The sequence below is a fragment of the Yoonia sp. SS1-5 genome, assembly GCF_038443705.2.
GTDB classification, from domain to species: domain Bacteria; phylum Pseudomonadota; class Alphaproteobacteria; order Rhodobacterales; family Rhodobacteraceae; genus Yoonia; species Yoonia rhodophyticola.
Genome location: NZ_CP151767.2, coordinates 1,892,654 through 1,913,342 on the forward strand (window position 1 = coordinate 1,892,654; position 20,689 = coordinate 1,913,342).

20 protein-coding genes and 1 riboswitch are annotated in these 20,689 nt (G+C 60.2%); of the genes, 14 read left to right on the top strand and 6 right to left on the bottom strand.

Annotated features, from left to right (window positions below; translation table 11 throughout):
* The first annotated feature begins 84 nt into the window (after positions 1-84).
* Complete coding sequence (locus AABB31_RS10850) at positions 85-573, top strand: hypothetical protein (protein WP_342078124.1); 489 nt, start codon at positions 85-87, stop codon at positions 571-573.
* 57 nt (positions 574-630) lie between these two features.
* Here AABB31_RS10850 and AABB31_RS10855 read toward each other — a convergent pair whose 3' ends face one another.
* The 5 genes from AABB31_RS10855 to def (AABB31_RS10875) form a co-directional block, all read right to left on the bottom strand.
* Positions 631-1,062 carry a VOC family protein gene (locus AABB31_RS10855; RefSeq protein WP_342078123.1) on the bottom strand — a complete coding sequence of 144 codons (432 nt, stop codon included), beginning with the start codon at positions 1,060-1,062 and terminating at the stop codon, positions 631-633.
* Complete coding sequence (gene fmt / locus AABB31_RS10860; protein WP_342078122.1) at positions 1,059-1,958, bottom strand: methionyl-tRNA formyltransferase; 900 nt, start codon at positions 1,956-1,958, stop codon at positions 1,059-1,061. The genes AABB31_RS10855 and fmt overlap by 4 nt, the downstream gene beginning before the upstream one ends.
* 139 nt (positions 1,959-2,097) lie before the next feature.
* Entirely contained in the window at positions 2,098-2,595 is a 498-nt protein-coding gene (gene def, locus AABB31_RS10865) for a peptide deformylase (RefSeq protein WP_342078121.1), read from the bottom strand.
* Positions 2,592-3,053 carry a peptide deformylase gene (locus AABB31_RS10870; RefSeq protein WP_342078120.1) on the bottom strand — a complete coding sequence of 154 codons (462 nt, stop codon included), beginning with the start codon at positions 3,051-3,053 and terminating at the stop codon, positions 2,592-2,594. The genes def (AABB31_RS10865) and AABB31_RS10870 overlap by 4 nt, the downstream gene beginning before the upstream one ends.
* Positions 3,053-3,574 (bottom strand): peptide deformylase, encoded by a 522-nt coding sequence (gene def, locus AABB31_RS10875; protein ID WP_342078119.1) that lies wholly within the window; start codon positions 3,572-3,574, stop codon positions 3,053-3,055. Before def (AABB31_RS10875) ends, AABB31_RS10870 begins: the two co-directional genes overlap by 1 nt.
* A 117-nt stretch (positions 3,575-3,691) precedes the next feature.
* Here def (AABB31_RS10875) and AABB31_RS10880 point away from each other — a divergent pair, with 117 nt between their 5' ends.
* From AABB31_RS10880 to AABB31_RS10895, 4 genes are all read left to right on the top strand, one after another.
* On the top strand, positions 3,692-4,093 hold the full coding sequence (locus AABB31_RS10880; RefSeq protein WP_342078118.1) for a hypothetical protein: 402 nt from the start codon (positions 3,692-3,694) through the stop codon (positions 4,091-4,093).
* Positions 4,090-4,290: a helix-turn-helix transcriptional regulator gene (locus AABB31_RS10885; RefSeq protein ID WP_373635745.1), complete on the top strand. Its 201-nt coding sequence runs from the start codon at positions 4,090-4,092 to the stop codon at positions 4,288-4,290. Before AABB31_RS10880 ends, AABB31_RS10885 begins: the two co-directional genes overlap by 4 nt.
* Before the next feature lie 58 nt (positions 4,291-4,348).
* A complete protein-coding gene (locus AABB31_RS10890) occupies positions 4,349-5,518 on the top strand; it encodes a MalY/PatB family protein (RefSeq protein ID WP_373635746.1) in 1,170 nt (389 codons plus the stop codon).
* Between the two features lie 109 nt (positions 5,519-5,627).
* On the top strand, positions 5,628-6,803 hold the full coding sequence (locus AABB31_RS10895; protein WP_342078116.1) for a lytic murein transglycosylase: 1,176 nt from the start codon (positions 5,628-5,630) through the stop codon (positions 6,801-6,803).
* A 64-nt stretch (positions 6,804-6,867) separates the two neighbouring features.
* On the opposite strand, the gene smc is transcribed toward AABB31_RS10895, so the two are convergent.
* Positions 6,868-10,323, bottom strand: coding sequence for a chromosome segregation protein SMC (smc, locus tag AABB31_RS10900; RefSeq protein ID WP_342078115.1), 3,456 nt, complete (start codon positions 10,321-10,323; stop codon positions 6,868-6,870).
* A gap of 324 nt (positions 10,324-10,647) precedes the next feature.
* Here smc and AABB31_RS10905 point away from each other — a divergent pair, with 324 nt between their 5' ends.
* The 9 genes from AABB31_RS10905 (at position 10,648) to AABB31_RS10945 (ending at position 20,443) form a co-directional block, all read left to right on the top strand.
* Positions 10,648-11,268 carry a hypothetical protein gene (locus AABB31_RS10905; protein ID WP_342078114.1) on the top strand — a complete coding sequence of 207 codons (621 nt, stop codon included), beginning with the start codon at positions 10,648-10,650 and terminating at the stop codon, positions 11,266-11,268.
* Positions 11,269-11,446: 178 nt separating this feature from the next.
* Positions 11,447-11,666: riboswitch (cobalamin riboswitch) on the top strand.
* 105 nt (positions 11,667-11,771) lie between these two features.
* Positions 11,772-12,416, top strand: a complete 645-nt coding sequence (locus tag AABB31_RS10910) for a HupE/UreJ family protein (RefSeq protein WP_342078113.1) — start codon at positions 11,772-11,774, stop codon at positions 12,414-12,416.
* A 78-nt stretch (positions 12,417-12,494) separates the two neighbouring features.
* A complete protein-coding gene (cobW, locus tag AABB31_RS10915; RefSeq protein WP_342078112.1) occupies positions 12,495-13,565 on the top strand; it encodes a cobalamin biosynthesis protein CobW in 1,071 nt (356 codons plus the stop codon).
* Complete coding sequence (locus AABB31_RS10920) at positions 13,562-14,011, top strand: GNAT family N-acetyltransferase (protein WP_342078111.1); 450 nt, start codon at positions 13,562-13,564, stop codon at positions 14,009-14,011. Before cobW ends, AABB31_RS10920 begins: the two co-directional genes overlap by 4 nt.
* A gap of 45 nt (positions 14,012-14,056) precedes the next feature.
* A complete protein-coding gene (gene cobN, locus AABB31_RS10925; protein ID WP_373635747.1) occupies positions 14,057-17,767 on the top strand; it encodes a cobaltochelatase subunit CobN in 3,711 nt (1,236 codons plus the stop codon).
* A 1-nt stretch (position 17,768) separates the two neighbouring features.
* A complete protein-coding gene (locus AABB31_RS10930) occupies positions 17,769-18,431 on the top strand; it encodes a nucleotidyltransferase family protein (protein WP_373635748.1) in 663 nt (220 codons plus the stop codon).
* 71 nt (positions 18,432-18,502) lie between these two features.
* Positions 18,503-18,991, top strand: coding sequence for a hypothetical protein (locus tag AABB31_RS10935; protein ID WP_342078109.1), 489 nt, complete (start codon positions 18,503-18,505; stop codon positions 18,989-18,991).
* 80 nt (positions 18,992-19,071) lie between these two features.
* The gene (gene cobO / locus AABB31_RS10940; RefSeq protein WP_342078108.1) at positions 19,072-19,680 is read left to right on the top strand and encodes a cob(I)yrinic acid a,c-diamide adenosyltransferase; all 609 of its coding nucleotides are present in this window, start codon (positions 19,072-19,074) and stop codon (positions 19,678-19,680) included.
* 85 nt (positions 19,681-19,765) lie between these two features.
* Positions 19,766-20,443 carry a YrbL family protein gene (locus AABB31_RS10945; protein ID WP_342078107.1) on the top strand — a complete coding sequence of 226 codons (678 nt, stop codon included), beginning with the start codon at positions 19,766-19,768 and terminating at the stop codon, positions 20,441-20,443.
* The last annotated feature ends 246 nt before the right edge of the window (positions 20,444-20,689 follow it).

Sequence of the window (20,689 nt, forward strand, 5' to 3'; positions counted from 1 at the left end):
GTGAGGGGGCTGCACAACTGACCGGAAAGGTTGGATAAAACGGGCAATCGAAATGAATACCACCGCATACAAAGGATCGCTCACATGAAAAATAACATCTTCTCCGTACTCGCAGCCGGCGCTTTCGCAACCATCGCATTTGATGCGTTTGGCCAGGGGCTGAGCCCGCTATTTGGCTACGCAAAACTAGCGCCCGTCGGTCTGGCCAACCAGACAATCAAAACCGTCTTCGGCGCCAGCCCGTCTGGTCTGGCCCACTTGCTGCACGTCTTTACGGGCATGATTGCCTATACGCTTGGCTATCTTCTGATCGCCCGTCCGCTGCAGCAAAAGATCATGCCCTCACTGCCATGGATCGCCACCGCCACCGCTTACGGCGTCGTGCTGTGGGTCTTTGCGCTTTACGTGATGGCGCATCTGGTTGCAGGCAATAAGCCATTCCTGGGCTTTACCGGTATCACCTGGGTTGCCTTGTGGGGTCACATCGTTTTCGCCATCGTCGCAGCCTGGGTGCTTGAGGCACGCGGTGTGGTCAAGTCACCTGCCCCCAAGGCAATGCCAGCCCACGCCTAAACCCAAATTATCCCTCCCAAGACGTCAACAGCCGGGTCAAGCCCGGCTGTTTTCGTTTCAACGACCATCCGGGTATTCGGCAGGTCCCTTGATCTCGAGCTTGTTGCCGAACGGATCGAAAATGTAGAATGAATGCCCAACCCCGCGGGCACCACCATGAACCGCCTCGCGGTCGATCTGCACCTGATGCGCCGCCAGATGGGCGCGCATGTCTTCGGGTGCGAAGGGCGAGGTTGCGATGCAAACATGGTCGACATTCCGACCGCCCTGAACAGGCGGAATGGCCGCCGCAGCCCCCGGGTGGGTGGTATCCCACAAAACAATCAATGCCGCACCGGCCCAGACCTGCTCCATCCCCAGATCAGGATAGGAATATCCCGGCTGGCACCCAAGAACATCCCTGTAGAACGCCATGGCGCGGGGCATATCATCGACCAGAAAAACGACGTGATCTATCCCCACAAGGGTAAAGGGCTGATTGCGGCTCATGTGATCTGCACCCCCAGATCGAGGCCGCGCAAGGCCTCGGCCGCCGACATGGGCCGCTTGCCTGATCGCTGAACCTGCGTGACCTCAACGGCCCCCTCCCCGCAAGCAATGGTGAACCCCGACAGCACGCGCCCCGGTGCGCCAGGACCATCCGCCAGCCGGGACCCAAGCAGTTTGACGCGCTCGCCCGCGACCTCGCACCAGGCACCGGGGAAAGGTGACAGACCGCGGATCAGCTGATCGACCTGCGGGGCCGGGGCAGTCCAATCGACGCGCGCCTCGGCCTTGTCTATCTTGGCAGCATAGGTGACCCCGTCTTCGGGCTGTGGGATGGCGGCAAGATCGGGAAGCCTGTCCAACGCAGTCACGATCAGGCCGGCCCCCATGGCCGCCAGTTGATCATGCAGCGCGCCGGTGGTCGTCTCGGCCCCAATTTGTACGACGTCACGCAGCAGGACCGGCCCTGTATCCAACCCCGCCTCCATCTGCATGATGCAGACCCCGGTTTCTGCATCGCCCGCCATGATCGCCCGATGAATAGGGGCCGCACCGCGCCAACGCGGCAAAAGCGAGGCATGGATATTCAGGCAGCCGAGGCGCGGCGCATCCAGCACCGGTTGCGGCAGGATAAGGCCATAGGCCACGACAATGGCGATATCAGCCTCTAACGCAGCAAATGCGGCCTGCGCCTCGGGCGATTTCAGCGAAACGGGGGATCGTACAGGCAGACCCAACGCCTCTGCCCGTTTCTGCACCGGCGAGGGGCGATCTTTCTTACCGCGACCCGCAGGGCGCGGCGGCTGCGAATAAACGGCAAGGATATCGTGACCTGCATCCACCAATGCCTGCAGAACAGGCACGGAAAAATCAGGCGTCCCCATAAAAATGATTTTCAATGTGGTCCCCTTTCGGCCAAGCCCGTCACGGGGCTTTGCGGCGGAGTTAGATCAAAAAACGATCTGTCGCAAACAAACCGACATGGTCAACCCGGGGAAGCGCGCCGCATCGGCACAGTCCGTGGGGCCCGCATGGAGGTCAGGTCGCGCGTTTTCTGGACTTTTTGATCAACATCTCGCGTTTGGTACGGCTGAGCCGGTCAAAAAACATCTTGCCATGCAAATGGTCGATCTGGTGCTGCACCGATGTGGCCCATAGCCCCACAAGGTCCTTGCGATCCCAGACCCCCTGATCATTGAGAAAACGCACGGTTACCGCGCGTGGACGGCTCAGCTTGGCCCAGACGCCCGGCAGGTTGGGCGAGCCTTCCTCGTGATCGCGAAATTCAACGCTTGTATGCAGGATTTCGGGATTTGCCATGCGGATCGCCTGCCCCCGGCTATCGGATGCATCAACGACGGCCAGCGCCAGATCAATCCCCAACTGCGGTGCGGCCAGCCCCACGCCCGGCATTGTATCCATGGCCACAATCATTTCGTCCCAGATGACGCGCAGATCGTCTGTGATCTCGGTGACCGGTGCGGCAGGTTTGCGCAAGATCGGGTGCGGCCACATGACAAAAGGGCGGTGGGTCATATTTCCGACCCCGTCTGGGTGATCAGCAAGCCGTTCAGATGATCCAACTCGTGGCAGACACAGACCGCGCCAATCCCCTGAAACCGGGCCGTCTGCCGGATACCTGCAGGGCTGGTCCAGGCCAGATCCACCCATACCGGGCGGGCCACATCAAAGCTGCGGTCAGGAATGGACAGGCACGCCTCGGGGCCTTGCTGTCGAAATGGGGCGGCCGCGACAATTTCCGGGTTCACAAAGGCAAGCGGCTGCTTTTCGCCCTCTTTCCAAGTCGTATCAGTCACAAATACCCGGTCCGCCACACCGATCTGCGGGGCAGCCAGACCGCGACCATGGGCGTCATACATCGTCTCGAAAAGATCGGCGATCAGGGTTTGCAGACCATCGCCGAAATGGGTCACGGGTGCGGCAGTTTCGGCAAGGATCGGATCACCCTCGAACCGCAGGGGGCGCACCGCCATCAGCTACGCGCCATTTCGCGTTTCAGCTTTTGCATCTTGCGGGTGATCATCTGCCGCCTGAGCGGCTTGAGGTAGTCAATGAACAGCTTGCCATCCAAGTGGTCGATCTCGTGCTGGACACATGTGGCCCACAGCCCGTCAAAACGCTCGCGCTGGGTCGTGCCGGACAGGTCCATCCAGGCGACCTCCACCTCGGCGGGGCGCTCAACCTCGGCATATTGGTCGGGGATCGACAGGCAACCCTCGTCATAGACATTGCGTTCGTCCGAGGACCAGACAACAGCCGGGTTGATCAGAACCATGGGGCGGGTATTCGCCCCCTCTTCCTTTTCGCAATCCATCACGATCAGCCGCTGCATTTCAGCCACTTGCGGGGCGGCAAGGCCAATCCCGGGCGCATCATACATGGTTTCAAGCATGTCATCGGCCAATCGGCGGATGTCATCGGTTACCTCCACCACGGGTGCTGTGGTTTTCTTCAACCGGGGATCGGGGTGAATAAGGATCTTGCGTAATGCCATGGCGCAGATTTAGGCGGCACTTCGCGAAATTGCAACAAGAGCAAAAGTTACCTTGAGGTTACATACGGGGTGAACTATGTAACCCTTAGGTGACTTATCAAGCGTGGGAGACGTGGAATGAACATTGTTGCAACAACCCGTTTTGTCGCGAATCTGCTGCTTGTCCTGGTTATCTTGCTGCTCTGGGTGAATATCGGCATGGATCGCCAGATATCGGGGCTGGCCTGGGCAATCGGTATTTTCATCCTCGCCGCAGGGTGTGGCCTGATCGAGGTCGCAATCGCATTTCTCAAACCAAAACAAGCCGTTGCTGCCTGGGACGAACAGGCGCGGGCATCGGTGCGGCTGTCCTATGCATGGGGCTATTGGATCGCGATGGCCGCGTTCCTGATCCTGCTGGCCGCAAGCCTGACAGATCACATTGATCCGGCATTTGCGTTCTACATCATGGGAACACCGCTGGCGGTCGGGCCGCCTATCATCATGATCTGGGCCTATGTGACGGGACGCGCGGGGTGAAGTTGCGCAACACGCTGCGCGAACACCGCAAGGCGGCCGGTCTGACCCAGGCGGCACTTGCCAATCAGGTCGATGTCAGTCGCAAGACGATCAACACGGTCGAAAACGGGGTCTTCATCCCCTCCACTGTGCTGGCGCTGAAACTGGCGCACGCATTGGGTACATCGGTCGAGACCCTCTTTCAGATCCCCGAATAGGTCTTGCGCTCGGCCTGACCTGCGATAGCTTGCGCGAGACCCAGGCCGGAGACCACAAATGACATTCGACAACACCCCAGATCGCCGCAACACGCATTGTGTCAAATGGGACGGGATGGAGGCCGCCTATGGCGTAAGCCCGGATGACGGTCTGTCGATGTGGGTGGCGGATATGGAATTTCAGGCCCCGCCCTGCGTGCAAAAGGCAGTGCAGGATATGGTCGATCACGGGGTCTATGGCTATTTCGGGGACGAAACCAAATACCGGGATGCCATTGGCTGGTGGATGGACACACGGCACAATTGGCAGATTGATCCCTCATGGGTGTTCACCACCCATGGGCTGGTGAATGGCGCGGCAATGTGTGTGGACGCATTTACCAAACCCGGTGACGGGATCGTGCTGTTCACGCCGGTCTATCACGCATTTGCGCGGGTCATAAACGCGGCCGACCGCAAAGTGGTCGAATGCCCGCTTGTGAACAATGCCGGCCGATACGAAATGGATTTCGAGGCCTATGATGCGCAGATGACCGGCACGGAACGGATGGTGATCCTGTGTTCGCCGCATAACCCGGGGGGGCGCGTCTGGTCGCATGCGGAATTGCAGGCGGTCGCGGCCTTTGCAGAACGGCATGAATTGATCATCGTCTCTGACGAAATCCACCACGATCTGACTATGCCGGGGCAAACACATATCCCCATGACGCATATCAGCGGGATCACCGACCGGCTTGTCATGATGACCGCGACGACCAAAACCTTCAACATCGCGGGCAGTCATTCTGGAAACGTCATCATCGAAGACCCCGACCTGCGGGCGCGTTTTGCCAAACGCATGGCAGGGCTTGGACTATCGGCAAACAGTTTCGGGCTGTTCATGAGCACGGCCGCCTATTCGCCCGAAGGGGCCGCCTGGGTTGATGAGCTATGCGCCTATCTTGATACGAACCGCAAGATCCTTGATGCGGGGCTTAACGCGATCCCGGGGGTCGCCTCCATGCGGCTGGAATCAACTTATCTGGCATGGGTCGATTTCAGCAATACCGGCATGGCGCCCTCCGAATTTATCGACCGGGTTCAATCCAGGGCCAAGATTGCGGCCAACCATGGAACGACCTTCGGCAAGGGCGGTGAGACCTTTTTGCGGTTCAACTTCGGGGCGCCGCGGGCACAGATCGAAGACGCTGTTGCGCGGCTGCAGGATGCATTCAGCGACCTGCAATAGCCGCATCTGTGCGCTTCCAGAATGACGTGGTGCGCAGGCGCGCTGACCCGTTCGCCTTGCGTCCACACGATCCGGCGCTAGGCTCGACGCACAGATATCGGAGAGCCCCATGCGCCATAAATTCCTGACCGCCATCATCCTCAGCCTTGTGACCAGCACGGCAAATGCACAGGTCTGCGGCGGATCCGTCGGCGACTTCATCGCGGGCATCAAGACCGAAGCCATCGCACAGGGCATTGCTGCCAGCAGTGCCGATGCCTTTTTCCAGGGCGCGCAAATTGACCCAAAGGTGCTGGCGGCGGACCGGGCGCAAGGGGTTTTCCAAAAGGACTTTATCAGCTTTTCGAGGGCGCTGATCAGCCAGAACCGCATTGATAACGGGCGCATCTACGGGCAGCGCTACGACGATACTTTTGATACGATCCAAGCACGGTTCGGCATCCCGCGTGGTGTGCTACTGGCATTCTGGGCCTTCGAGACCGATTATGGGCAGGTGCAGGGCAGCTTCAACACGCGCAATGCGCTTCTGACACTGGCCCATGATTGCAGACGCTCGGAATTGTTCAGGCCGCAACTGATCGCGGCAATCCGGCTGTTTGAACAAGGCGGTATGGATCCCGCAACCACGACGGGCGCCTGGGCAGGCGAAATCGGGCAGTTGCAAAAACTCCCGCGCGAGATTGTCGAAAAAGGCCTAGATGGGGATGGCGACGGGGTTGTGAACCTCAAGACATCCGCGCCGGACGCGCTGATGACCGGGGCAAACGTGCTGTCATCCCTCGGCTGGCGACCGAACGAGCCCTGGCTGCAAGAGGTGCAATTGCCCGACACGCTTGATTGGGCGCAAACCGGATTGGGCAAAACCGCATCCGTCAGCGACTGGGCCGCACGCGGCGTGGTCGCCCGGCAGGGCAATCTTGCAGATGGAAATCTGCAAGCCGCTATTCTGCTTCCAATGGGGCGCAACGGGCCGGCCTTTCTGGCCTATCCGAACTTCAACGTCTATTTCGACTGGAACAAAAGCTTTGTCTACGTCACAACGGCCGCCTATTTCGGAACGCGGCTGGAGGGGGCGCAAATCTACAACGCAGGCAATCCCAGCCCGGCCCTGTCAGGTCAGCAAATGCAGGCGCTGCAGCAGAAACTGACCGCGCGGGGCCATGACGTCGGTGGAATTGACGGAATTCTGGGGGCCAAAACACGCGACGCGGTACAGGCCGAACAGGGGCGGTTGGGCCTGCCCGCCGATGCGTGGCCAACCCAGGAGCTGCTTAACAGGCTTTAGGGTCAGTATCGCGATAACGGGATGGCGGGCGGGGCGCATTGCGCAGCAATAGCGACGGCCGTCATCACGCCACCATCGCAGCCGCCTTTTTCAGATCAACAGATACCAATTGCGACACACCCTGTTCGCCCATCGTCACACCGAACAGGCGATCCATCCGGCTCATGGTGACGGCATGGTGGGTGATGATCAAAAACCGGGTTTCTGTCCGGCGGGTCATTTCATCCAACAGATCGCAGAACCGGGTCACGTTGGCATCATCCAGCGGGGCATCCACCTCGTCCAGCACACAAATCGGGGCGGGATTGGCAAGGAACACCGCAAAGATCAGGGCCAGTGCGGTCAATGTCTGTTCACCGCCCGACAGCAGGGACAGCGTGCTCAGCTTCTTTCCGGGTGGCTGACACATGATTTCCAGCCCCGCCTCAAGTGGGTCATCGGATTCCACCAGCACCAGCTTGGCCTCGCCGCCGCCAAACAGATGGGTAAACAATAGCCCGAAATTCTCGTTCACCTGTTCAAAGGCAGTCAGCAAACGTTCGCGACCTTCCTTGTTGAGGCTGGCAATACCTGATCGCAAGGCGGCAATAGCGGCCTCCAGATCTGCCTTTTCGCTGACCAGGCCATCATGCTCGACCTGCACTTCCTTGGCGTCTTCCTCGGCGCGCAGATTGACCGCGCCCAGACTGTCGCGCTGGCGCTTGAACATGTTGACCTGCCCCTCAACCACGTTCGAGGCAGGCATGTCATCCACTGACATATCAAGTGTTTCCAGCAATTTATCCGGGGTAACCTCTTGGGCTTCCATGATCCGCTCTGCGGCATAGGCCACGGTTTCGCGGGCGGCATCCGCCCGGGCCTCGGACCGGGCGCGGGCCTCGCGCGCCTCAGAGGCCAGACGCTCTGCCTCGCGCTCAAGATGCCCCACATCGCGTAGAACATTCTCGGCCTCCGCCAGTTTGTCAGCCGCGGCCTTGCGGCGGGTTTCCGCGGCATCAATCGCCTCGGCCAATTCATCGCGCTTGGCGGCTATTTCCTCGGGCGCGGCCGTTGCCTCGGCCAATTCAGCCTCTGACTGGGTCTTGCGTTCAGCCAGTTCCGCAGTGCGCTTGTTGGCTGTCTCCAACCGATGCTTCCAGCCAGAGATTTCCTTGGTGATTTCCTGACTGCGCTTGAGGCGCTGTTCGCCCTCGCGCCGCACCTCGTCATGGGCCGCGCGTTTGGACATCATCGTGATGCGGGCAGCCTCAACCGTCATTTTAACGTCTTCCACCGATGCGCGTGCGGTCTCCAGATCGCCCAATTCGCCCGCCGCCTTTTCAGCCTCTGCCAGGGCCTTGCGGGCATTCATCGCCTCTTCCTCGTGACGCTTCACCGCTAGTCCAAGACTTTCCAGCTTGCCCTGCGACAGGTTGCGATCCGCCTCGGCGCGGCTGGCGGCCCGATTTGCATCACCAACAGCGCGGTCCGCGTCCCGACGGGCCGTGCGGGCCGCATGATCAGCCTCGGTCTGTTCTTTCAGCAGCTTGGTCAGTGTCTCATGGGCCTGTGCGGCACCAATCGCGGTTGCCGATGCCTCTTCCAGATCACGCTTCAACTCGGTCAGGCGGTTCAACTGCTGCAAACGCAATGCGGCGGCTGACGGGGCGTCCTCTGCGCCAGCGCGGAAACCGTCCCAGCGCCACAAGTCCCCTTCGACAGAGACCAGCCGTTGCCCAGGCTTCAGATCAGCCTGCAAACGCGGACCATCCGTCTGATCCACAAGCCCGACCTGCGACATCCGGCGCACCAGAACCTCTGGCACTGTCACATAATTGCCCAGCGCCTTCACGCCATCGGGCAAAATCTGTGGCGCGGCATAGCCAGGCAACATCGCCCAGCCGGACTTTGCCCCGGTCTCTATCGCGGGGGCGCGCAGATCATCAGCCAATGCCGCACCCAGCGCCTTTTCATAGCCCCCTTCGACGCGCAGCAGATCAAGCACCTGCCCGCCCTCGGCGGTGTCACGTTCAACCAGCTTTGCAAGGGCGGCAACCTCAGCCCGCAGCGCGCTTGCCTCGCCCTCCGCCTCAGAGCGCAAACCGCGCGCATCACTTTCGCGACCCTGCGTTTCAGCGCGGGCGGCCTCTGCAGCAATCAATGCTGCATCCGCGTCTGCGGCAGCCTGGACGGCAACGGCCTCGGCCGCGCCTGCGGTTGCAAAATCCGCCTCTGCCTTGGCCAGGGCGGCGCGTGCATCTTCCATCGCGGCCTTGGCGCGGGCCGCCTCGGCCTCGTTTTTTGTCAATGTGGTGCGGTTGTCGTCCAGCAAACGCTGTGCGGCCTGATGGCGGGCAGCCAGCCTTGCCACATCTTCGGTCAGTTGGGCGGAATCCGCCTCGCGCTGCTGCAGGATCCCTGCGGCCTCACGGGCGGCAGCCTGCGCCTCTTCAAGGCGTTGCGCATGCCCCTCGCTGGCCTTTGCAATCTCGCGGGATTCCCATTCCAGCCGTTCAATCGTCTCGCCGGCGTCCTTGTTCAGGCCCGCCTCGCGTTCCATATCATGACCCAGCTGGTCGATCCGGGCGCGCAATGTCTCGATCATCTCAAGCGCGCGGGTTTCCTGATCTTTCAGGGTGTCACGTTGCACCTGAAGCCGTTGAAGAACCGCGGCGGCAATCGCCTCCTCCTCGCGCAAGGGCGGCAAGGCATCCTCGGCCACCTGCCGGCCCTTGGACGCCTCGCGCGCATCTTTTTCCGCCTGAGCGGCCGCTGTTGTCCGGGCGCGCAACTGGTCCGCAGCCGCAAGCAGGGCTTCATCCGCCTCTTTCCAACGGCGAAACAGCAGCATGCCTTCGGCTTTGCGCAGCTTCTCACCGATCTCGCGATAACGTGCGGCCTGTTTGGCCTGCCGGGCAAGCTGCGCCAGTTGGGCGGCAAGCTGCTCGACCACATCATCGACCCGGGTCAGGTTGGTTTCAGCCCCTTTCAGCTTTAGCTCTGCCTCGTGGCGGCGTTGATACAGGCCCGAAATCCCGGCAGCCTCTTCCAGAATGCGGCGACGCGCCTTGGGCTTGGCGTTGATCAGTTCCGAGATCTGACCCTGCCGGACAAGCGCCGGTGAATGCGCCCCGGTGGACGCATCCGCAAACAACATCTGCACATCGCGGGCGCGCACATCCTTGGCGCCAACCTTGTAGGCGGACCCCGCATCGCGGGTGATCCGGCGGATGATCTCGAGGTTGTCGGCATCGTTGAACGCCGCCGGGGCAAGGCGTTCGCCATTGTCGATGACAAGCGAGACCTCGGCGAAATTGCGGGCCGGGCGGGTTGATGCGCCGGCAAAGATCACATCTTCCATACCGCCGCCGCGCATCGCCTTGGGGCGATTTTCCCCCATCACCCAGCGCAACGCCTCCAGCAGGTTCGACTTTCCGCAACCATTGGGACCGACCACGCCGGTCAGACCATCCGCGATAATCAGATCCGTGGGGTCCACGAAGCTTTTGAAGCCATTCAAACGAAGTTTGCTAAAACGCACTACTGACCTGCTCTTGATTCTCTCAAGTTGATAAATCCTGTCCCCGCAAGCCCCCCGGAGTCAACGAAAGCCATCTAGATAAGGCCAAAACACGCCAGTTATCCACAACATATTGAGAAATTCAGCCGGTTTGGGCCGAACACGGACGGCAAGCCCCCGATCTTTGCGCGGATCCGGTGATTATTCTGTGCCCCCACGGATCGGGCCGTAGGCATCATCGTGACGCCGACCAAACCGACCGTACAGGCCATGCGCGTTCCATATTTCCAATTCTCAGACAGTCCATGCTAGGCTTTGGCAACGTCAACAACCCGAGCAGTCATCATGCAAAACCCGGACCTTTGGGCACGAATTGAGCGGTACGATTTTCCAAAGGGCTTTGCGGAAAAACTGACCGAGGCAGGTATCGGATGGGGGCAAAAAACTGCCTGCGCGGAGTATCGCAGATTTGTCTACTTGATACTGGTCTCGGATGCGCCACTGACGCCGTCCGTTATTGTGGATGCGGTCTGGCATGTCCATCTCAGCTTTACGCGCGATTACTGGACAACATTCTGCGCCAAGGTTTTGAAACAGGATTTGCATCATGATCCCTGCGACGGGCCCGCATCCTTGCCGATCTATGACAGGCAATACCTTGCCACTTTGCGCCTTTATGAGCAGGAGTTCGGGGCGCCACCCCCTTCGCGCATTTGGCCAACAAAGCTGTTCTGGCGACGTGTCATTAAAGGCGGGCTGGTTGCCGCTCTTGGGACGGTTTTGGGCGTTTGGGCAGTGATGACCGGGCAGGACGGGTCGTCATGGTCAGTTGGCCTTGCCTTGTTTTTGATCATCGGGGGCGGGGTCTATGCGGCACTGAACCTGCCAAAGGATTCGTCATCGGCAAACAGCGGCGCAGGGTGCGGCGGGGGTGCAGGATGTGGCGGTGGAGGATGTGGCGGCTGATCGCGGACCTGTCATTGGTGGCCAGAAGGTCTTGTCTACTGGGCATGGCTTTTTTGGGCATCGCGCAAACGCCGATGGCTGAAACCTCGCCCCTGCGCGGCATTCCGTCAGCGCACCCAACGTCGCCAATCGCAGGATAGACGCCGGTTTATGTCTTGACGGCCCTGCAAACAAAGGCGCACAAGGTTAATCGTATGGTTCCCCGCACGTCGCAAAAGCGTCAGGGGATCAAATGGGAATGTGGACGGGCCGATCCAAATCGGGGGCCTCAAGCCACAGCCGCCCCCGCGACTGTATGCGGAGAGTGCTTTGCGAATACGCCACTGGGGCAACCCGGGAAGGCCGCAAAGCGCATCGACCCGCAAGCCAGGAGACCAGCCATGCACCGGGGCCTCAAGTCTCGGACAACAACAACGGACGGGGTGTTCCGTGGGGGTAAAGCCGCAAGACAGACGCGGTCACTCCATGAAATCCCCCCTTTATGCGATCCAAAGGGGACGAAGATGAAAAAACTGATCACAGCCGCAGGCCTCAGCCTTGCCGCCTCACCTGCACTTGCACACCACCCGCTGAACGGCATGCCGATGGAGACCTTCACACATGGTCTGATGTCCGGCGCAGGTCACCCGGTTCTGGGTTTTGACCACCTGTTCTTTGTGGTCGCCATGGGCGTTGCAGCACTGTTCACCGGACGCAAACTGATGACACCTGCGGCCTATATCGGGGCCATGCTCGTTGGCTGCGGGCTGATGTATGCAGGTATCGCGATGCCCATCGCGGAAACCGTGATTGTACTGTCGCTGATCGTTCTGGGCGGCATTGTCCTGTCAGGCAAAGCGCTGAACACAGCCGCTGCCGTTCTGATCTTTGCGACCTTCGGTCTGTTCCACGGCTCTGCCTTCGGCGGCTCCATCGCCGGTCAAGAAGGCGGCGTCGGTGGCGCAGTGCTGCTCGGCTACCTGATCGGTCTGGGTGTGGTCCAATACCTGATCGCCATCGCCGCAGGCTGGGCCGTCCAGAAACTGGGCGCCACAGATGCGACAGCCATCAACGCCCGTCTTGGCGGGGCCATGGTGGCCGGGGTCGGCGTCTTCCTTGCGCTGGAAATCGTCGAAGGGCCGCTTGTCGCCGCCATCGCCGGCGCCTAAGCGCCAAACAAAACATCGTGCATGGCGGTCCCGCAGGGGCCGTCATTCCGTTTGGTCACAGCCCACAGGACAGATCCCATGCCCGCCAAAATCCCCGCAACCGTTGTCACCGGCTTTCTTGGTGCCGGCAAAACCACGCTCATCCGCCACATGCTGCAAAACGCCGAAGGCAAGAAGATCGCTCTGATCATCAATGAATTTGGCGATCTGGGTGTCGATGGCGATATCCTCAAAGGCTGCGGCGAGGAAACGTGCACCGAAGACGACATCGTAGAACTCTCCAACGGCTGCATCTGCTGCACCGTGGCCGATGATTTCATCCCGACCATGGAACAGCTGCTCGCCCGCGATGACAAACCCGACCACATTGTAATCGAAACCTCCGGCCTGGCCCTGCCCCAACCACTGGTGCGCGCGTTCAACTGGCCCGGCATTTCCACAAAAGTCACCGTCGATGGGGTGGTCACGGTGGTCGACGGGCGCGCCGTACATGACGGGCAGTTCGCCCACAATGTCGCCGCCGTCGATGCCCAGCGCGCGCAGGACGAAAATCTCGACCATGAAACGCCGCTGTCCGAGCTTTTCGAAGATCAGGTCGCCTGCGCCGATATGATCGTCGTGAACAAGACCGACCTTCTGAACGAAGAAGAGGCAGGGGCGCTGACCAGCCGCCTGAAATCCGAAAGCCGCGACGGCGTGCAAGTGGTCAAGACTGCCATGGGCGCGCTCCCCGTCGATGTCCTTCTGGGGCAAGGCATCGGTGCAGAGGCCGACCTCGCAAGCCGCCACGAAATCCACCACCATCATCACCATGACGACGAGGATGATCACGACCACGACCACGACCACGCACATGAACATGGCCATGACGAATTCGAAAGCTTCATCGTGGCCCGCGGCGAAGTCACCGATGCCAACGCCTTTGCCGAACAGGTGGCCGATACAATCCGCGCCAACAACATCCTGCGGCTCAAAGGCTTCGTCGCTGTCGCTGGCAAACCCATGCGGCTGACCTTGCAGGCCGTTGGCCCGCGCGTGGACACCTATTTCGACCAGCCCTTCGGCGACGCCGCCCGCGAAACGCGACTGGTTGTGATCGGCGAGGCGGGCCTTGACCACGCGGCCATCACCGCCGCATTGCAGAAATGATCATCGTCGAACGGACCGACCCGCATCACCCCGGCGCTGTGGCTTTGCTGAAACAAAGCCACGCGCTGATGCAGGAGCTCTTCCCGCCCGAAGATAATTACTATCTCGAAATCGACGATCTGGTCGCCCCTGACATCCATTTCTTCGCCGCCCGCGAAGGCGATCAGATCCTCGGCACCGGCGCGCTGAAGATCAAAGCGGAATATGGAGAGATCAAGTCCATGTTCGTGGCCGAGGCCGCGCGCGGCAAAGGCGTGGCCGACGCATTGATGCGCCAACTCGAAGACACCGCCCGCGAACAGAAACTGCCGATGCTGAAACTCGAAACCGGCAACGTACTGCATGCAGCCCACAAGCTCTACCGAAGGCATGGTTTCACCGATTGCGGCGTTTTCGGGGATTATGTCGCAGCAAACTCATCAATCTTCATGGAAAAATCACTATGACCCGCCAACGCAGCCCCGGACGCAGATCCGGGGCCTCTGCCTGACATGCACCTTCTGGCCGCCACCCCCGGTGCGATCAGCGATGGCACAGAACCCGTCGATCTGGGCCAGACACCTGCCGATGTGGTCATCATCTCAGCCGCCGATACCGAACTGGCTGCCCTGTCGGATGCGCGGGCCGAAATGGACAGCCCGCCAACCCTGCGCCTTGCCAATATGATGCACCTGACCCACCCGATGTCGGTCGATCTGCATCTGGATGATTGTGCCACAAAGTCCCGCCTTGTCATCGCGCGCATCCTGGGCGGCGCGGGCTACTGGAAATACGGACTGACCCAATATGCAGCGCGTCTTCACGCGGCAGGCATCCCTTTCGTGGCCCTGCCCGGTGATGACAAACCCGATCAGGAATTGCGGGAACTCTCGACCGTCAGCCCCGAGGATTATGACACGCTCTGGTCCTATCTGGTCGAAGGCGGCCCGAAAAACAGCACGAACTTGCTGCATTATGCAAAAGCCATGCTGGATGGCGGCGACAAGCCCACGGCGCCCGCGCCCTTGCTGCGGGCTGGCGTCTATTGGCCCGGCGCAGGCATCGCCGATGTTCAAGAAGCACAGAAGACCTGGACGGACGATGCGCCGATCGTGCCAATCATCTTTTACCGCGCCCTTGTCCAGGGCGGCGGGCTGAACCCGATCAACCGGCTGACCCGCAGCCTGTCACGCGCCGGGCTGAACCCGCTGCCGATCTTCGTGGCCAGCCTCAAGGATCCGGTCAGCAAAGCCACGCTCGATACGCTCTTCGCGGCCGCCCCGCCCGATGTCATCCTGAACTGCACAGCCTTCGCTGTGGGATCGCCGCATGATGGCGATGACAGCCCGCAAAACCCGCTGCGCGCCAACAACGCCCCGATTTTCCAGGTCATCCTCTCCGGCGCGTCCGAAGCGACATGGGCGGAAAATCCGCAAGGCCTCACTGCCCGCGACATCGCCATGAACGTGGCCCTGCCCGAGGTGGACGGGCGTATCCTGTCCCGCGCTGTCAGCTTCAAGGGCGAGGCGTTCTTTGATGCGGCCACAGAATGCCCGATCGCGACTTATCAGGCACGGGGCGACAGGATCGATTTCGTCAGCCAGCTTGCAAAAAACTGGGCCGAACTGCGGCAGACAGCTGCAAAAGACAAAAAAGTCGCGCTGATCCTCGCCAATTACCCCAACAAAGACGGGCGGCTCGCCAATGGGGTCGGTCTGGACACCCCTGCGGCCATAGTGCACGTGCTGAACCTGCTCAAATCCGAAGGCTACGAGGTCACCCCACCTCCCGACAGTGCTGCATTGATGCAGCAGATCATGGACGGCCCAACCAACTGGCTCACCGACCGGGCCAACAAAGAGGGCGGCGAACATCTTCCCCTCGACATTTACAAAAAACATTTCGACGCGCTGCCATGGGACGTCAAAGAACAGATCACCACGCGCTGGGGCCAACCCGAAGACGACCCCTTCATCATCTCGCCAGAAATACTCCCCCCCGAGGGTCCGACGTCAGCAACGGGTTTCGCCCTCAGCATTCACCGCTACGGCAACGCCATCGTGGGCCTGCAGCCCGCGCGCGGCTACAACATCGACCCGATCGACACCTATCATTCGCCCGACCTTGTCCCGCCGCACAACTACCTCGCCTTCTATTTCTGGCTAAGACACCACTGGGGAGCGGATGCGATCATCCATATGGGCAAACACGGCAACCTCGAATGGCTGCCCGGCAAAGCAGTTGCGCTGTCGGAAACCTGTTGGCCAGAAGCCGTCTTCGGTCCCATGCCCCACATCTATCCGTTCATCGTCAACGACCCGGGCGAAGGAACCCAGGCAAAACGGCGCACAAGTGCCGTCATCATCGACCACCTGACCCCGCCACTCACCCGCGCCGAAAGCTACGGGCCTTTGCGCGACCTCGAAGCACTTGTCGACGAATATTACGAGGCGGCCGGGGTCGATCCGCGCCGGATCGATCATCTGCGTCGGGAAATCCTGTCACTCTCCGAGGTCACAGGACTTTCAAAGGACGCAGGCTTCACGGGCGACAACGACAGCGATCTGGGCAAGCTCGATGCCTATCTTTGCGAGCTGAAAGAAGCGCAAATTCGCGATGGTCTGCACATTTTCGGTCAATCCCCGACAGGGCAGCAGGAACGGGACCTGGCCATCGCCCTTGCGCGTGTGCCGCGTGGTGACGGCAAGGGGGCAAATGCATCGCTGCTGCGCGCACTCGCCACAGATCTTGGTCTCAGCCTCGACCCCCTTGATTGCGATATGGGGGCGCCCGCAGGCGAAAAGCCGGACTGTCTTGCCGATGGCACCACATGGCGGACAAATGGCGATACGGTCGAACGGCTCGAAAGCCTTAGCCAAACACTCCTGCGGGATGGGGGGTGGGGCGATGTGGGGGTCACCCCACGAGCGACACACCCCGTCCTGGACCATATCCAATCCCACATTCTGCCGACCATTCAGACCTGCGGGCAGCTTGAGGGATCGGGCCTCCTCACCGCCCTTTCTGGGCACTTCGTCAGCCCGGGCCCGTCCGGCGCACCAACACGCGGGCGGCTTGATGTGCTGCCGACGGGGCGTAATTTCTACTCTGTCGACAGCCGGGCCGTGCCGACACCCACAGCTTGGGCGCTTGGGTGGAAATCGGCAAATCTGCTGATTGAAAAACACCTGCAAGACCACGGCGATTGGCCCCGCACAATGCTGATCACGGCTTGGGGGACTGCAAATATGCGCACGGGCGGCGATGACATTGCACAGGCTCTCGCACTGATGGGCGTCAAGCCGACGTGGGACAGTGCCAACAGACGGGTCACCGGCTTTGAAATCTTACCGCAGTCCGTCCTCGCTCGCCCCCGCGTCGATATCACCTTGCGCATCTCTGGCTTCTTCCGCGACGCCTTTCCGCAACTCATCGCTTTGATCAATTCAGCCGCCCGCGCGGTGCAGAACCTCGATGAACCACAAGAGCTGAACCCCGCCGCCGCCCGCACAAAAGCGGGCGAAGATCGGTCCCGCGTGTTCGGCGCGAAACCCGGCGCCTACGGGGCCGGTCTGCAAGCGCTGATTGACGAACGTATCTGGTCGGACAAGGCGGATTTCGCCGAGGCCTATCTGGAATGGGGCAGCTATGCCTACGGCGCGGGCGCCGAGGGCCGGAAGGCCCGTCAAGCCATGGAGCAACGCCTGTCTCAAACCGACGCGGTCGTGCAAAACCAGGATAATCGCGAACACGATATCCTCGACAGCGATGACTACTACCAATTCGAAGGGGGGGCCGCGGCGGCCATCAGCACCCTGCAAGGACAGGACAGACCGATTTATCACAACGACCATTCACGCCCCGAACGGCCAGTCATCCGGACATTGGACGATGAAATCGGACGGGTGGTGCGGTCGCGCGTGGTCAATCCCAAATGGATCGAAGGGGTCAAACGACACGGCTACAAAGGCGCCTTCGAAATTGCGGCCACGGTCGACTACCTCTTCGCCTTTGCGGCCACCACCGGGGCCGTGCGTAACCACCATTTCGATCTGGTCGAAGAAGCCTTCATCAAGGATGATGAGACCCGCGCCTTTATCGCCGATGTCAACGCGCCAGCACTGCAGGAGATCGCGGCACGCCTGCAGGAGGCGATCGACCGCAACCTGTGGCAGCCTGCCTCAAACTCTGCCCGGGCCCGCCTGGCGGGATTGCTTGACTAGGATGGATCAAGATCCATCCTACGCCGTTGCGCCACATCTACGGCTGGCGCGAAAAGATGCAGAGACCCAGCGCGACGCGCTGGTTGCAATAGTTCAGGACTGTCCTGACCTCATGCGGTGTTTCCATCAAGCCCGCGCACTGGACCTGCCGGATTGGTGGATCGTCTCGGGCGCAATCTACAATCAGGTCTGGAACCACCTGACCGGCAAACCGGACCTTTACGGTGTCAAGGACATGGACCTGTTCTACTTTGACACAGACGTCAGCTACGCTGCCGAAGACAGGATCATTCAACGTGGGGCAATGCACTTTGAAACACCTGTTCCCGTAGAAATCCGCAATCAGGCCCGTGTCCATCTTTGGTACACAGACCACTTTGGCCAGGACTACGCGCCGCTGACCAAGACGACCGACGGGATCGACAATTTTGCCTGCAAAACCCACGCTATCGGCATGCGTCTGAACAAGGATGACAGCTTTGACATCTACGCCCCTTTTGGACTGGGCGACATTTTCAGCTTTCGTCTGACGCCACATATTATCCGCGACAACCGCGCCACCCATTTGGCCAAGGCAAAACGGCAAATGGCGCTTTGGCCCGAGTTGACGTTCGTCCCTTGGCCGGGTGACGTCTGCCTGCCCGAGGCAGACGATCACAGTTGAACGCAAGGCGGTCTTTGCCTATGCAAAGGGGGGCTTTATTTTAGATGATTTGAGAGAAGGTGGTTTTCGATATGAAGAAATTCGTAACTTTCTGCGCTATTGGCGGATTGATGGCCGCATGTGCGACAACCGACGCGGTACAGCAACCGGTCAACGTCACGCCCAAGAACGCTGAAACAGCCGTAGGGCTCGACGTGTTCGCCGCCCAGCGCGCGGCTGGCAACAGCGCCCCGCGTTATCGCGGCGATATCACAATTGATGTGGTCAGTCTGCGCGAAACGCTTGGGGCGGAGAGCGGCGTGCCGACCACAGCGGATTGCACACTTGATAGCGGCCTTTACACCGCAAGCTTTGCGACGCCCGCCAAGGTGGTTGTGCCAAATTACGGTCGGGTTTCGCCCGCAATATTCGTGCAATGCAAGTCAGGCAGCCAATCCGGAAACGTGACGCAACGCCCGCGCAATGTGACTGCCGGCGAAACCGCAGACACCGCACCGACCCGGCCTGATCAGTCTGGCGACGTTTTCAACTACGGGACCATCGTCGTAACACTGAAATAAACCCGGTTTGATCCCGCTGATGATTGCACCTCTGCCAGTTCAGCGGCACAGTGGCCGGATATCCACGGGAGTGTTGAAAGATGACCGATGACACAGAGCGCCACGCCGCAAAAATGGCCAAGAAGAAGGCTGCGCGCGACAAGATCATGGCGACGAAAACCGACAAAAAAGGCCTTGTCATCGTGCATACGGGCAAGGGCAAGGGCAAATCCTCCGCCGCTTTTGGCATGATTTTCCGCTGCATCGCGCATGACATGAAATGTGCCGTCGTTCAATTCATCAAAGGCGGGATGAGCACCGGCGAGCGTGATCTGATCCTGTCGAAATTCAGCGATACCTGCGCCTTTCACACCATGGGCGAGGGCTTCACCTGGGAGACACAGGACAAGTCCCGCGACACCGAAATGGCCCAGGCCGCATGGGCCAAAGCCAAGGAACTGATCCTTGATGAAACCAACCACATGGTTCTTCTTGACGAGATTAACATCGCGATCCGGTATGACTATGTGAATATCGCAGAGGTTGTTTCCTTTTTGCGCGACCACAAGCCGCCCATGACCCATGTGGTTTTGACCGGCCGCAATGCGCATGATGATCTGATCGAACACGCTGACCTCGTGACCGAGATGGAACTGGTCAAGCATCCGTTCCGCTCGGGCATCAAGGCGCAAATAGGGGTGGAATTCTAGATTATGCACCGCGCTGCGGGGCAGACGGCCCCCAAAGGCCAGTGGCAATGAACTGCCACTGATCCGCCCCCAAGGTAGCTACATCATGACAAACCCATTGACCCTGTCCGAGGAAAGTCTGGTTGCCAGCGGCGTCCAGCGCGCGGTTTATCTGCACCCGACCGATCCCACAAAACTGGTTAAGGTTCTGAAACCTGATACGGACCAACCCCGGCGCACCAATTTCAACGGGATCATGGACCGGCTGTTTCCAAGCACCCGCATTCGTCAAATTCGCATGGAATATCAGGAATATCTGCGGGTGATGCTACAACATCCTGAACCCGGCTTTCGCGCGCCCATCTCGCATATGTTCGGCTTTGCGACGACGAATATCGGGCTGGGCTGCCTGACTGAACGGGTCATGCAGCCAGATGGCAGTCTTGGCCAGACACTGAGTGACAAGGTCAAGAACGCCACACTGACTGATGATGATCTTGCGTTGCTGAATGCAACGGTCAGCCGGATCTTTGCGCTGGGGATCCGGGCCAGCGATATGAACCCCAAGAACTTTGTATTTGGCCATCGGGACAATGGCAGCGGTCATGGCCCGGCGGAATGCGTTTTGGTGGATGGCTTTGGCGATATTCACGCCATACCTGTGCGATCAATGGCCCACTGGTCGAACCGAATGGGGCTGGATGACAGTTGCAGACGACTTGCCAGAAACACCGGCCTTTCGTGGGATCAAGGCACGCGACACTTCGCGCGCGTGAGCCCCTGAGGTCGGGCCCCTAGGGTCAGGACCGATTAATTCCACGTCGCCAGTTTGACTGATTTTGGGCGTGACGAGGCGCAGCCCCGCCGTAATAGTGGTTCTATTTCAAGGGGATGCAACGATGGTCACGGCCAAAATCAGTCAAACCCTTCGGGCGCGGATTTCACTTCATCTCAGCGGCCCGGGCCGCTTGTCCGTAGAGCAACTATGGCCTACGCGTCCCAAACCGCTGATATTTCGTGAAATCTGCGC